This window comes from Marinomonas foliarum (assembly GCF_003337275.1).
GTDB lineage: Bacteria > Pseudomonadota > Gammaproteobacteria > Pseudomonadales > Marinomonadaceae > Marinomonas > Marinomonas foliarum.
The window spans coordinates 16931-29708 of record NZ_QPJQ01000029.1; the positions used below are offsets into that span (position 1 = coordinate 16931).

Here is a 12778-nt window from a genome sequence, read left to right on the forward strand (position 1 = left end):
TTGGCCGAAAGCAAAGCTTCCGATCAACGTACACTTACCTTTAAAAAGGCGAGCGAAGTATATACCAACCTAATAAAATATGAAAGTCGAAATACTCTTAAGGACGGTGCTCTAAAGACAAATATTCTTCAGATTGCATCTCTAACAATCGGCTCACAGTCCGGTCGTACTCAAAGGCCAACCTTGTACCTGTATATATATCAGGGATTGCCACCTCGGCTGTAAATATCACCTTGACATGACGATCATAAAACTCATCAACCAAGTTAATAAAGCGTCTCGCCAAATCATCACGAGAAGCGTCCATCTGAGGTAAGTTAGAAATAATCACCGTACCATAAAGACGCGCAATTTCGATGTAGTCAATTTGACTTCTTGGGCCATCGCAAAGCGCTTTAATATCAAACCAAGCAAGACTTTCACAACTCCTCAAAAGAGGGATTGTACGTCCCTCAATTTCGACACCACCACCCTCTACAATATGAGACGCATCAGAAATAAGACTCATAAACCTGTCATTTAGCTCCTTATCAGCCGCTTCACTTAAAGGGTAATGATACAGTTTAGCCTGCTTCAGCGTACGCAATCGATAGTCGACACCACCATCAACATTCATTACTTTGGTGTGCTGCTTAACCAGATCAATAGCTGGTAAAAAACGCGCTCGCTGCAAACCATTCTTATACAAGCCATCTGGCTCAATGTTTGAAGTAGCAACTAAGGTAGTGCCATTCTTAAACAACACATCTAGCAAGCCCGCTAATATCATCGCATCGGTAATATCAGTTACAAAAAACTCATCAAAGCACAAAACCTGCGCTTTCGAAGATATTTGCTTACCCACAATCTCTAGCGGATTTTTAACGTCATTTAACTTACGCAATTCCTGATGAACCATCTGCATGAAGCGATGAAAATGCAGGCGCATTTTCTTCTCTGTCGGCAAACAATCAAAAAACGTATCCATTAGGTAGGTCTTTCCTCTACCTACCCCACCCCAAAAATAGAGACCTTGCTCTACAGCAGGTGTTTTTTTCTTTAAAAACCTTCCCAAAAGTCCATCTGAAGGCTTATTAGCCTGATTTGCGACTAAGCGATCAAATAAATCTTGAAGAGCCTCTACCGCTTCTTCTTGAGCTGGATCATAATGGAAGTCTTCTCTGGTCAAATCTTGCTTGTAACGTGTAATGGGTGTCATCGCCGCTCTTATTCGTTCAATTAGGTGAATTGCGTTTATTCTAACAAATTGCGCCTTAAACAACACCTATCAAGCTGTTATCGTAGAAGTGATTTAGCTATAATGGATTATCTGTTTTTTGGAGAAAGTCATGAACTTGGAAGAATTCAACATTATCATATTTATTACTGGCATCATTATTGGCTGCGTTGCCACGCTTTTTGTTAAAAGCCTCAACACAAGACAAAGTAAGCAAACAATGTCTAACTCAAGCGTTATCACCATTAAATCGCTACAACAGGAGCTAGACAGCAAACAAGTCATCATTGATAACTTCTTCACTGACAGCAATGAACACCTTATTGCTGCCGAAAAGCGCCTAGCAGAATTGAGAAACTGCCTTGCCAGCAATGCACCTCAATTAAGCAATGTTAAAATAGAAAGCCATCAAACCACCACCTCAGTGTTGACAGATGACTCCGAGATAACAGAAGCACCTAGAGATTACGCTCTCAAGAAAGATAAAGAACCTGGCATGCTCAGTGAAAGCTTTGGCCTAGATGATCGAAACAGAGATTCAGATCTAGAACCGAAACGCACTATATAAAAAAAGGGCTTTTTTAAAAGCCCTTTTTTACGCTTAACCATCAACATTAAGCAGGATTATCCACATCAATAAAGGTCGCAACTAAGCCACATTCGTCCGACAAATACGCCGCTATAGATTTAGCCCCAAACCGTTCGGTAGCATGATGCCCAGCCGCAATGAAATGAATTCCCATTTCACGAGCAATATGAATAGTCTGCTCAGACACTTCACCTGTAATGAAAACATCTGCCCCAATAGCCACAGCCTGCTCTATATAACCTTGCGCACCTCCAGTACACAAAGCCACTCGACGTATAGGCTGATCACTAACACGCTCAAACAACACACTTCGACTGACCGCTGATTCAACTCGTTGCTGAAAAGCATCAAGTGACATAGCTTCCTCTAACTCACCCACAATACCGATGGACTCCTCGATAGGAACCCCAGTCTGTAGAGCAGATCGACAAGACAAACCAATAGCATCAGCCAAGCCCGCATTATTGCCCAGAGTTGGATGCGCATCCAACGGCAAGTGATAACCATACAAATTGATGTCATGCTTTATTAATGCGGCGATACGGCGATACTTCATACCAACAATACGAGGATCTTCGTTTTTCCAAAAATACCCATGATGAACAAAGATTGCATCGGCCTTTAGTTCAATAGCAGCATCAATTAACGCCTGACTTGCTGTAACACCTGTCACAACACGGTTAATGTCTTTTTTTCCTTCCACCTGCAAACCATTGGGCGCATAATCTTTGAAACGACTTGGACTTAATGTTTCATTAAGCAATAACTCAAATTCACTGCGTAGCAAAGTAACCTCTCACATCTATGAATCAAAAAACTTACTGGGTTTCGGCCATTATCTCCATTCTCACCGGCACTTGTATAGGCCTAGCCGTCTTACTCATTCAAGAGAAACAAAAAACACCTATTACAAGCTACTCTTCACCTGTAAAAGCTGCGACTCCTTCCGTTGTAAATATATACACCCAAGTAGCAGAACCAAAAGCCTTTAACGATGCAAATAAAGTAAAACACAGCATAAATTTAGGCTCTGGCGTTATAGCAACGAAAGATGGATTTATTCTAACCAATCATCATGTCATTCAAAATGCCCAAAGCATTGTTATCGCCCTATATGATGACAGACGCATTGAGGCTAAAATTATTGGTTCCGACCCATCCACAGACCTAGCCGTTCTAAAAATAGAGCTACCCAACTTACCAAATATAAAAATGGGCAACAGTGATGACGTCTTTGTTGGCGACCAAATTCTCGCCATTGGTAATCCTTTCGGAATAGGTCAAACGGTTACCGCTGGAATAATCAGCGCCAAAGGCCGCAATAGCATAGGATTGAATACCTACGAAAATTTCTTACAAACAGATGCCGCTATAAATCCAGGTAACTCAGGCGGTGCACTCGTTAACCTAAAAGGCGAACTGATTGGCATTAGCTCTGCCATCTATTCAAGTACAGGAGGCTCACAAGGGATAGGATTTGCCACACCAGTGGACGACGCGCTTGAGGTTATGGCGGATATTATAGAGCACGGTGAAGTTATAAGAGGCTATCTGGGCATGGACGCACAGAAGGTCACAAAAGCACTAGCTGAAAACTTGTTACTACCTTCAGAGCACGGACTATTAGTAAGCGATATAACAAAGGAAAGCCCAGCCGAGAAAGCAGGCATAGAAGTTGGAGATATTATTATTGAAATAAACAATATTCCGAGCGAAGATCCATTTCAGATTAGGCATTTAATTGCATCACTAAAGCCCGGCACCAATATTTCACTTGTTGGCATTCGTGGGCAGCAATCCTATCAAACAAATATCATGCTAGAAAAGCAGCCCACGATGCAACGCATTAACTATTAATACATTATTTAATAATACTAATTCAGAAGCTCAACTTGCTCTTTTAGACTCTGCAAACTGCGCTCAAAATTACTTCCCGCAATATCATTCGCAAACATAGCAAGATAAGGACTCAGTAACCCAGTATTCAGACTACCTTCAATAGTCCATACAACCATAGTTTCACTACCACTATCTCGCAGCTCAATTTGGTTTCGAACTAAATCAACTGCTGGCTTAGGGCGCACATCAAAACGAATAACGGATGATGAAGACTCAACAATTGTCAACAAACCTTGCTCAGCGGTTTCATCGTAAACTAAAGCGACAGAATCACCCTCTTTCAACGCCCCTTCAAAATCAGCAACCTTACCACCCTGAATAAACATCCAGCTCGGCAAACGATCCCCTTGAAGAATATCTCGATAAATAGCATCACGAGAAGCCTGAATAACCACGCTGCGCTCTACTCGATAGTCAGTTGGCATGAAAAATCCAACAACCACTAAAAGCAAAATAACCAACGCAGAAATACGTGTTATTTTTCTGAGCGTATAAAGCGCTGCAGGGTGAGATAAATTACTCACCATTCGCACCCTTCAGAATACGATACTCTGCTGACAATGCGTGCGCCTCTAATGATTCACCACGCGCCAAAGGGGAAGCAATTTTCGCCAACTCACTCGCCCCTTCAGGGGAGCAATAAATCAAAGAACTACGCTTTTGGAAATCGTACACACCTAAAGGCGATGAAAAACGTGCAGTGCCAGATGTTGGTAAAACATGATTTGGCCCAGCACAGTAATCGCCTAGCGCCTCTGGAGTATGACGCCCCATAAAAATAGCACCAGCATGACGAATTTTCTCAACCCATTTTTCGGGATCATCCATAGACAATTCTAGATGTTCCGCGGCAACAACATTCGCAATATCCATCGCTTCATCCATGTTCTCAACATGAATAAATGCACCACGACCTTCCAAGGATGCTTTAATAATATCTTTGCGACTTTGCGTTTCGAGCAACTTATCCATTGAGGCCTTTACAGCCTTAAGAAAAGCCAAGTCAGGTGAGATCAGAATCGATTGTGCATCTTCATCATGTTCAGCCTGTGAAAATAAATCCATAGCAATCCAATCAGGATCAGTTTTGCCATCACACACAACCAATATTTCAGAAGGGCCGGCAATCATGTCGATACCAACCACACCGAACACCATTTTTTTGGCGGTAGCTACGTAGATATTCCCTGGCCCAACAATTTTATCAACCTTAGGAACGCTTTTTGTACCATAGGCCAGAGCTGCAACGGCTTGGGCACCGCCAATCGTAAATACACGATCAACACCAGCAATATAGGCTGCAGCTAAAACGATATCGTTAACTATTCCATCAGGAGTCGGGACCACCATGATGATTTCACCAACGCCAGCCACTTTTGCAGGCATCACATTCATCAACACAGAGGAAGGATAGGCTGCTTTACCACCAGGCACGTAGACACCAACTCGATCTAACGGAGTGATTTTTTGCCCCAGCACAGTACCACTGTCTTCTTGATACTGCCAAGAAGGCTGTATTTGACGCTCATGGTAATTATGAACTCGCTCCGCTGCCGCCTCTAAACTAGCCACCAGTTCTATGCTTACTCGACCTTTCGCTAACGCTAACTCTTCACGGGTAATTTCAAGTTCAGAAGACGATGCAACCTGTCGGCGGTCAAATTGATTGGTAAACTCAATCAGAGCGGTATCGCCTTTAAGACGAACCTGCTCAACAATATTTGCTACCGCTTGCTGAACTCCATTATCAGACACTGAGTCCCACGCAAGTAGAGATTCTAGCTCTGAACGAAACCCTTCAGCTCTAGAAGAAAATTCTCGAATATTCAGACTCAATTACTTACCCTCGTTATCTTCAACCGCTCGTCTTATCATTTCTAAAATAGGCTCAATTTCTGAGTATTTAGTCTTGTAAGCCGCTTTATTGACCACCAAACGCGTACTAATTGGCGCAATCAATTCCCGCGCCTCCAGACCATTCGCTTTTAACGTATTGCCCGTGTCCACTATATCAACAATAAGATCAGCAAGCCCCATGATCGGAGCCAACTCCATCGCGCCATATAGTTTCACAACGTCTGCTTGAACGCCCTGCTCAGCAAAATACGCTTTCGCAGTTTTGATAAACTTAGAAGCCACCTTCAAACGTCTATTTGGCAAAGGTTGGTCCACAACACCAGCCGTCATCAAACGACATTTTGCTATTTTAAGGTCTAATAGTTCATATAAATTTTTAGTAGAGGCTTCCATCAATACATCTTTGCCCGCCACACCAAAATCTGCCACACCATGATCAACATATGTGGGCACATCCGTTGCGCGCAAAATAACTAATTTTATATGCTCATGATTAGTATCAAATATTAACTTTCGACTTTTACTAATATCTTCAACAGGAACAATATTCGCCTTCTCTAAAAGCGGCAAGGTTTCACCAAGAATACGCCCTTTCGACAGAGCAATCGTTAATGTTTTACTCATATCAATTCAGAACCCGTGAAATTTTCGCACCCAATGCACCGAATTTTTCTTCAATACATTCATAACCACGATCAATGTGATAAATACGATCAATTTTAGTATCGCCCTCAGCAACCAATGCAGAAAGCACTAAGCTAGCGGAGGCTCGCAAATCTGTCGCCATTACTGGTGCACCTTTAAGGCGATCACAACCACGAACAATAGCTGTATTACCATTCACTTCTATATCTGCACCCATACGCAACATTTCGTCTACGTGCATAAAGCGGTTCTCAAAGATATTTTCAATGACTCGGCCAACACCATTAGCAACCGAGTTTAAGGCAACAAATTGCGCTTGCATGTCAGTAGGGAAAGCTGGGTAAGGCGCTGTACTAATGTTCACAGCTTGCGGTCGACGACCTTCCATATCCACTTCGATCCAATCATCACCACAAGTAACCTTAGCTCCCGCCTCCTCCAACTTAGCAAGTACAGCCTCAAGTGATTTCACATCAGTATCAATCACTTTCACTTTACCACCAGTAATTGCAGCAGCAACCAAGAAGGTACCTGTCTCAATACGGTCTGGCATCACCGGGTAGTTAGTACCATGTAGATTTTCAACACCATCAATAACGATAGTATCTGTGCCATGCCCAGTAATTTTTGCTCCCATAGCAATAAGGCATTCAGCCAAATCAACCACTTCCGGTTCACGTGCAGCGTTTTCTAAAATAGTCTGACCATCAGCCAAGGTTGCAGCCATTAGCAAGTTTTCAGTACCTGTCACAGTCACTTTGTCGAAGAAAATGCGCGCACCTTTAAGACGCCCATCTACACTAGCAACAATATCACCACCTTCGACACTTATAGTTGCGCCCATAGCTTCTAAGCCACGCAGGTGCAAATCTACAGGTCGACTACCAATGGCACAGCCGCCAGGTAGAGACACAATAGCCTTACCAAAATGACTTACTAATGGACCTAGAACCAAGATAGAAGCTCTCATGGTTTTAACAAGTTCATAAGGCGCTTCACAATTATTGAGTGTTGATACATCCAATTGAACACTCATTTTTTCATCTACTACAACGCCACACCCCATAGAACCAAGCAGTTCCAACATGGTCGTAATATCATGTAAATGCGGAAGATTTTTTATTGTGATTAATTCTTTTGTTAGCAAAGTGGCTGCAAGAATTGGCAGCGCAGCATTTTTCGCGCCAGACGCACGAACAACACCATTAAGCCGAGTACCACCGGTAATCAGAAGCTTGTCCATATTTTAAATCTCTTATAATCGCGTTATTACAGCTTATTTTTTTGTTCTGGCGTGTAGGTTTTCATGGTAACGGCATGAATGGCGCCACTGGAAATAGCTTCCTGAAGGTGAGAGTAAACAAGCTGCTGCCTTTTGACAGTTGATAATCCTTCAAACTCACTTGTTACTACCACTACTTGAAAATTACACCCCTCACCTTCTGCGATCACTTCGCAATTAGGAATAGAGGATTCTAAAAGTGCTTTAACTTCACCTGCGTTCACAGTCGCTCCAATAGATTAAATATACATAATTGGCTTTATTCTACCTTAGTACAGCCAACTACTTAACACCTCAAAGCGTAACTCTGAAGAAAAAACTGGCTGTTTTCTAACATTTTAATCTAGGCTGACAATCGAACTGACAAAAAATCCGAACCCACAGAGTGAATTCGGATTTTTAACGTGCTTTATATCAAGGAGGAGAAACTATGACTTTTTAGCTAACGACTCTCTCCAAGCCGAAATAGCCGACTCAATATCATTTCTATTTTGTTCCATCATCACACCAAACTGCTTGCGAAAAGTCAGTCCGAAGTTAATGTTATTGATGACTACATTGCTCAACATCCAATTTCCTTGCTTTGCCTGTTCCATATAAAAAGAAATATTTAGAACACCGCCTGCTTCCATCTGGAAATTAACATCTACCTTTGTTTCCTTTCCTCGCCCCTGAGGCCCCAAGGGTAAAACATTAATTCGATCTGCGTCCAACTCCAAAAGCGATGCGCCATATGTTTTCAGCAAGGTATCTTTGGTCACATTTGCGAAACGGGCTCGCTGCTCTGGAGAAGCTCTACGATAATACTTCCCCATTACCTTTTTTGAGAAATCATCAAAATCAACAACCTCTTCCAAAATATCATTTACACGCTGTTCAAGTAACGCTGGGTCTTTTGCTAAAACCGCCTTATCAGCAACAATATTCGTTCGAAAAGCCTCAACCACATTAACAACAGTGTTTCTCGCTTCATCTACGTTTGACCATGCAAGATTTGCACTGACCAAGGAAAAAAACACAAGCACGCCTGAAAAAATTCTTAACATAATACTACTCCGAATCACCTGCCTTGAATAAAAACTGACTAATTAATGTCTCCAAAACAAGAGCCGATTGCGTATCAAAAATCTCACCGCCATCAGTCAGCATTTCATCATCAGCACCAATTGATAACCCTAAATATTTTTCTCCCAACAAGCCACTTGTCAGGATAGCAATAGAACTGTCTGTCGGAATATTATCGACATCCGAATCGATATTCATGGTAACCAACCCCATATAAAGATCTTTATCTAGCGTTATCGATTCAACACTACCAATATTTACGCCAGCAATAGTGACTTTTGCTCGATTACTCAAACCACCAATATCATCAAATCTAGCAACTATCTGGTAAGTATCTTTTTTATCAGAAAATGCCAAGCCACTAACCTGCACCGCTAGGTAAACAAAGGCCATAATACCAACAACAATAAAGGCCCCTACAAACAATTCAATACGTTTACTTCTCATCTTAAAAATCTCCAAACATGGCGGCAGTTAATACAAAGTCCAACGCCAAAATAGCCAATGAACCTAAAACGACAGTACGAGTCGTGGCTTTACCAATCCCTTCTGAGGTTGGTACACACTCATACCCTTGATAGACAGCAATCCAAGTAACAGCAACAGAGAAAAACACCGCTTTAATAAAACCATTAAGAATATCGGTATCAAAATAGACTGACTGCTGCATCAGCGACCAAAAAGCGCCATCATGGACACCTAACCAGTTAACAGAAACAATCAAGCCACCGATAATCCCTGTCGCCGAGAAGATCAAACTCAACAAAGGCAAACAAATAACCCCAGCAATAAACCTAGGTGCAATGACTCGACGCAATGGATCAACACCCATCATTTCAAAACTAGATAGCTGCTCTGTTGCTTTCATCAAGCCAATTTCAGCAGTCAAAGATGACCCAGCACGACCTGCGAACAATAAAGCGGTTACCACTGGACCTAACTCTCGCAATAAAGCCAAAGCCAACAACTGACCTACCGCTTCTTCTGAACCAAACTTAGCCAGTATGCTATAGCCCTGTAACGCCAATACCATCCCAATGAAAGCGCCAGAAACGACCACTATCACTAGAGATAAAACACCCACAGAATACAACTGTTTAACCAGTAAATTTAAAGACTCTTTCGGCCTAACTGGCAATCTAAAGACACTTTGAATGAGAAAAATCCCAGCACGCCCCACCGACTCTAGCCAATTCAGCAACGCAGCCCCAAGTTCTGCAACCATTTTCATAAAGACACCTTATCCGCAACTGAGCTACTTTCTGGATAATGAAATGGCACTGGCCCATCTGGCTCACCATTTAAGAACTGCTGGACCTCAGCATTATCTGACGCCTTTATCTCCTCAGCTGACCCTTCCGCAATAACACGACCGCCAGCTAAAATACATACATGATCTGCAATAGAAAGAGACTCTTCAACATCGTGAGAAACAAGCACTGAGGTGATCTTGGCTGAATCATTTAACTGGCGTATTAGCTTCACCAGCACACCTTTTGAAATTGGATCCTGGCCTGTAAATGGCTCATCATACATAACCAACTCAGGGTCCAAGGCTATCGCCCTAGCCAATGCAACACGTCGCGCCATACCACCAGAAAGTTCAGATGGCATTAATTCGGCCGCCCCTCGCAAACCGACACTGTAAAGCTTTTCCAACACTCTGTTAGATATTGCTTCAGCGTCAAGCTTGGTGTGCTCCTCCATTGGAAAAGCTATGTTCTCAGCAACACTCATGTCACTGAATAGAGCACCACTTTGGAACAACATGCCCATTTTCTTTCTCGCTTTATACAGATTCGACCGAGACAATGAGTGGATATTTTGACCATCTACCAAAACCGCCCCAGAGTCTGGCGCTAACTGAGCTGCAATCAAACGCAGCAAAGTAGTTTTACCTGTTCCGCTTGGCCCCATGACAGCGGTAATCTTCCCCCTAGGAATCGTTAGAGAGACGTTTTCGTAAATAAGCCGCTCCCCCCTTGAAAAACTCACATTTTGGACTTCGATATAAGCATCAGTCACTGGTACACCCTTAGCATCCTTCCCAAATATGGTTTGATACTATCATTGCCCCCTAACAATTAGAATCGTGACAAAGGCAAAACTACTTTGTTTGCAATATCAAGCCTTGAATTTAGTCGCCAAACCTCATTAAATGGTGCCTTCTATTACAATGAGTCATACCATTAATATGTTGTTATTTTCTATTGCTCTCATCGCAGGACTAGTTTTACTCGTATTTAGCTCTGATAAATTCATTGAGCACGCTGCTCTCGTAGCTGAAAAGCTCAACGTAAGCCCTATGATTATTGGCATCACCCTAGTAGCATTTGGCACATCAGCTCCCGAGATGGTGGTTTCTGCTATTGCCGCAATGGATAATGCGCCAGAAATAGCAATCGGCAATGTTCTAGGCTCGAATATTGCCAACATCGCTCTAGTGCTAGGTATCACCTTGTTGTTTTCCGCCATCCCTATAGCAAAAGGACTTTCCACAAAAGAAGTCCCCCTAGTGTTAGCAATCACACTACTAACCGGCTTTTTATTATATGACCAAGCATTAGATCTTTGGGACGGTATAATACTCATTGTTGCTTTTATCGTCGTACTGATCATTCTATTGCGCGGCAACAAAGATCTAGAGAGTGAACTAAAAGAAGAGCTTCCTGCAGATGACGGCACATCAATACTACAATCACTAGTCATTGCATTAATCGGACTAATCGTCCTAATCGGCAGCTCCAAACTACTCGTTTGGGGAGCCATAGGGATAGCCACAGCATTAGGTGTTAGCGAGCTAGTCATCGGCTTAACTATTGTTGCGATTGGAACCAGCCTTCCAGAGTTAGCGGCTTCCATTAGTAGTGTGAGAAAAGGCCATCATGACATTGCCATTGGCAATGTATTGGGCTCAAACGTCTTTAACCTAGCCACCGTACTACCTTTACCTGCACTGATTGCCCCGGGAATCATTGATCCGAGCGTGATACAGCGTGATTTCCCTTGGGTACTAGGATTGACTGTCGCGCTTGCTGTTGCCATCTTCATCTTTAAAAAATCCAAGAGCAATGCTATCCCTAGATGGTTAGGTCTACCCTTAATCGCTTCTTATGGCGTGTATTTATTCGCAATCAGCACGAATGGCGCTTTATAACAATGGATACTGCAAAGCTATTAAAGACCAAAAACACTCTCATATTAGTCGTGATAATTATGCTTGCGATTGCTATCAGTTGGTACAGTACAGAGCCAGGCAAAAACTTGGTGGAAGCAGATGCACTTCGTGGATCACCTGATTACTTTGTCACCGAAGTACAAATTAAAGAGTTTGATAAAAGTGGAACTTTAATCGAATCTATGAATGCAAAACAAACCTTCCACTATGATTTGCAAGACAAAACATTCCTTGAACAACCTAGTGTTGCGCGCTACTCAGAGTCAGGGCAATGGAATGCAAAAGCAGATAAAGGGGTTATTGAGGACGGAAGTAATGATATCCTATTAACTGACAACGTAAGAGCAACTAAGAAGTATCAACAGTCTGAAGACATCAATTTAAGCTCAGACAACATGCACTACGAAGATAAAAACAAATCATTGACCAGCTACGGAGCTGCTACCCTGATATCAACTCAAGGAAAAACCTCCGCAAGCAAGATTACAACCTATATAAATTCAGAAGAAGTCGTGATGACAGGATCTGTACGAGGAAGCTATGAAACAATTCATTAACGCCAGCATGTTGCTCACTTCTGCCCTTATTGGACAATACACTTACGCATTACCAGATGACATCAATAAGCCGTTAGAAATACAAGCCGATGAAGCATCGTTCGACCAAAACTCAGGTCAAGCCATTTATAAAGGCAACGTATTTGTAAAGCAGGGCTCTATCGAGATTCAAGCGCAGTATTTAAAAGTTTCCACAGATCCAAAAACCCAACAATTCAATAGCCTTGAAGCGACTGGTTTGCCTGCGAAGTTCAGCCAACAAATTGACTGGAATGGAAACATTGTTATTAGCAGAGGAAACGAAATCCACTACCAAACAGATGAATCTAAGTTAGAAATTACTGGTGATGGCTATTTGAGCCGCATGCAGAACTCTATCACTGCTGACTATATCCTCTATATGATTCAAGACGGCACCTTTAGCGCAGAGAAAAAAGATTCTGGACGCGTGTCTATGACATTACAACCACAAGCTACTGAGGCAAAATAA

Annotated in this window: 16 protein-coding genes; 5 read left to right on the forward strand and 11 right to left on the reverse strand. The window is 42.4% G+C overall.

Going from position 1 to position 12778, the window contains the following annotated elements:
- Positions 1 to 97: 97 nt before the first annotated feature.
- Positions 98 to 1198, reverse strand: a complete 1101-nt coding sequence (zapE, locus tag DFP77_RS14205; RefSeq protein WP_114412872.1) for a cell division protein ZapE — start codon at positions 1196 to 1198, stop codon at positions 98 to 100.
- 130 nt (positions 1199 to 1328) lie between these two features.
- Here zapE and DFP77_RS14210 point away from each other — a divergent pair, with 130 nt between their 5' ends.
- Positions 1329 to 1784, forward strand: coding sequence for a Z-ring associated ZapG family protein (locus DFP77_RS14210; protein WP_114412873.1), 456 nt, complete (start codon positions 1329 to 1331; stop codon positions 1782 to 1784).
- 46 nt (positions 1785 to 1830) lie between these two features.
- On the opposite strand, the gene DFP77_RS14215 is transcribed toward DFP77_RS14210, so the two are convergent.
- A complete protein-coding gene (locus tag DFP77_RS14215) occupies positions 1831 to 2592 on the reverse strand; it encodes a Nif3-like dinuclear metal center hexameric protein (RefSeq protein ID WP_114412874.1) in 762 nt (253 codons plus the stop codon).
- 17 nt (positions 2593 to 2609) lie between these two features.
- Between DFP77_RS14215 and DFP77_RS14220 the strand changes: the two genes are divergently transcribed.
- Positions 2610 to 3662: a S1C family serine protease gene (locus DFP77_RS14220; RefSeq protein ID WP_114412875.1), complete on the forward strand. Its 1053-nt coding sequence runs from the start codon at positions 2610 to 2612 to the stop codon at positions 3660 to 3662.
- A gap of 17 nt (positions 3663 to 3679) precedes the next feature.
- On the opposite strand, the gene DFP77_RS14225 is transcribed toward DFP77_RS14220, so the two are convergent.
- From DFP77_RS14225 to DFP77_RS14265, 9 genes are all read right to left on the reverse strand, one after another.
- A complete protein-coding gene (locus tag DFP77_RS14225) occupies positions 3680 to 4231 on the reverse strand; it encodes an SRPBCC family protein (protein WP_114412876.1) in 552 nt (183 codons plus the stop codon).
- Complete coding sequence (gene hisD / locus DFP77_RS14230; protein WP_114412877.1) at positions 4221 to 5540, reverse strand: histidinol dehydrogenase; 1320 nt, start codon at positions 5538 to 5540, stop codon at positions 4221 to 4223. Before hisD ends, DFP77_RS14225 begins: the two co-directional genes overlap by 11 nt.
- Positions 5541 to 6185 carry an ATP phosphoribosyltransferase gene (hisG, locus tag DFP77_RS14235; RefSeq protein ID WP_114412878.1) on the reverse strand — a complete coding sequence of 215 codons (645 nt, stop codon included), beginning with the start codon at positions 6183 to 6185 and terminating at the stop codon, positions 5541 to 5543. It lies immediately after the preceding gene.
- A 1-nt stretch (position 6186) separates the two neighbouring features.
- Positions 6187 to 7449 carry a UDP-N-acetylglucosamine 1-carboxyvinyltransferase gene (murA, locus tag DFP77_RS14240; RefSeq protein ID WP_114412879.1) on the reverse strand — a complete coding sequence of 421 codons (1263 nt, stop codon included), beginning with the start codon at positions 7447 to 7449 and terminating at the stop codon, positions 6187 to 6189.
- Between the two features lie 26 nt (positions 7450 to 7475).
- Positions 7476 to 7712: a BolA family protein gene (locus DFP77_RS14245; protein ID WP_114412880.1), complete on the reverse strand. Its 237-nt coding sequence runs from the start codon at positions 7710 to 7712 to the stop codon at positions 7476 to 7478.
- A 204-nt stretch (positions 7713 to 7916) separates the two neighbouring features.
- On the reverse strand, positions 7917 to 8534 hold the full coding sequence (locus tag DFP77_RS14250) for an MlaC/ttg2D family ABC transporter substrate-binding protein (RefSeq protein ID WP_114412881.1): 618 nt from the start codon (positions 8532 to 8534) through the stop codon (positions 7917 to 7919).
- A gap of 4 nt (positions 8535 to 8538) precedes the next feature.
- Positions 8539 to 9000 carry an outer membrane lipid asymmetry maintenance protein MlaD gene (mlaD, locus tag DFP77_RS14255; RefSeq protein WP_114412882.1) on the reverse strand — a complete coding sequence of 154 codons (462 nt, stop codon included), beginning with the start codon at positions 8998 to 9000 and terminating at the stop codon, positions 8539 to 8541.
- A gap of 1 nt (position 9001) precedes the next feature.
- Complete coding sequence (gene mlaE, locus DFP77_RS14260) at positions 9002 to 9784, reverse strand: lipid asymmetry maintenance ABC transporter permease subunit MlaE (RefSeq protein ID WP_114412883.1); 783 nt, start codon at positions 9782 to 9784, stop codon at positions 9002 to 9004.
- A complete protein-coding gene (locus tag DFP77_RS14265) occupies positions 9781 to 10578 on the reverse strand; it encodes an ABC transporter ATP-binding protein (protein ID WP_114412884.1) in 798 nt (265 codons plus the stop codon). Before DFP77_RS14265 ends, mlaE begins: the two co-directional genes overlap by 4 nt.
- A gap of 151 nt (positions 10579 to 10729) precedes the next feature.
- Between DFP77_RS14265 and DFP77_RS14270 the strand changes: the two genes are divergently transcribed.
- Genes DFP77_RS14270 through lptA form a run of 3 tightly spaced genes read left to right on the forward strand, consistent with a single transcriptional unit; the run spans position 10730 to position 12778 of the window.
- A complete protein-coding gene (locus tag DFP77_RS14270; protein WP_258861172.1) occupies positions 10730 to 11710 on the forward strand; it encodes a calcium/sodium antiporter in 981 nt (326 codons plus the stop codon).
- Positions 11711 to 11712: 2 nt separating this feature from the next.
- Entirely contained in the window at positions 11713 to 12288 is a 576-nt protein-coding gene (lptC, locus tag DFP77_RS14275; protein WP_114412886.1) for an LPS export ABC transporter periplasmic protein LptC, read from the forward strand.
- Positions 12272 to 12778 carry a lipopolysaccharide transport periplasmic protein LptA gene (gene lptA / locus DFP77_RS14280; RefSeq protein ID WP_114412887.1) on the forward strand — a complete coding sequence of 169 codons (507 nt, stop codon included), beginning with the start codon at positions 12272 to 12274 and terminating at the stop codon, positions 12776 to 12778. The genes lptC and lptA overlap by 17 nt, the downstream gene beginning before the upstream one ends.

Bases quoted from the DNA above. Each gene is read 5' to 3' on its own strand.
- zapE (WP_114412872.1), bottom strand. From the start codon at position 1,198: ATGACACCCATTACACGTTACAAGCAAGATTTGACCAGAGAAGACTTC.
- DFP77_RS14210 (WP_114412873.1), top strand. From the start codon at position 1,329: ATGAACTTGGAAGAATTCAACATTATCATATTTATTACTGGCATCATT.
- DFP77_RS14220 (WP_114412875.1), top strand. From the start codon at position 2,610: ATGAATCAAAAAACTTACTGGGTTTCGGCCATTATCTCCATTCTCACC.
- DFP77_RS14225 (WP_114412876.1), bottom strand. From the start codon at position 4,231: ATGGTGAGTAATTTATCTCACCCTGCAGCGCTTTATACGCTCAGAAAA.
- hisG (WP_114412878.1), bottom strand. From the start codon at position 6,185: ATGAGTAAAACATTAACGATTGCTCTGTCGAAAGGGCGTATTCTTGGT.
- murA (WP_114412879.1), bottom strand. From the start codon at position 7,449: ATGGACAAGCTTCTGATTACCGGTGGTACTCGGCTTAATGGTGTTGTT.
- DFP77_RS14250 (WP_114412881.1), bottom strand. From the start codon at position 8,534: ATGTTAAGAATTTTTTCAGGCGTGCTTGTGTTTTTTTCCTTGGTCAGT.
- mlaD (WP_114412882.1), bottom strand. From the start codon at position 9,000: ATGAGAAGTAAACGTATTGAATTGTTTGTAGGGGCCTTTATTGTTGTT.
- mlaE (WP_114412883.1), bottom strand. From the start codon at position 9,784: ATGAAAATGGTTGCAGAACTTGGGGCTGCGTTGCTGAATTGGCTAGAG.
- DFP77_RS14270 (WP_258861172.1), top strand. From the start codon at position 10,730: ATGAGTCATACCATTAATATGTTGTTATTTTCTATTGCTCTCATCGCA.
- lptC (WP_114412886.1), top strand. From the start codon at position 11,713: ATGGATACTGCAAAGCTATTAAAGACCAAAAACACTCTCATATTAGTC.
- lptA (WP_114412887.1), top strand. From the start codon at position 12,272: ATGAAACAATTCATTAACGCCAGCATGTTGCTCACTTCTGCCCTTATT.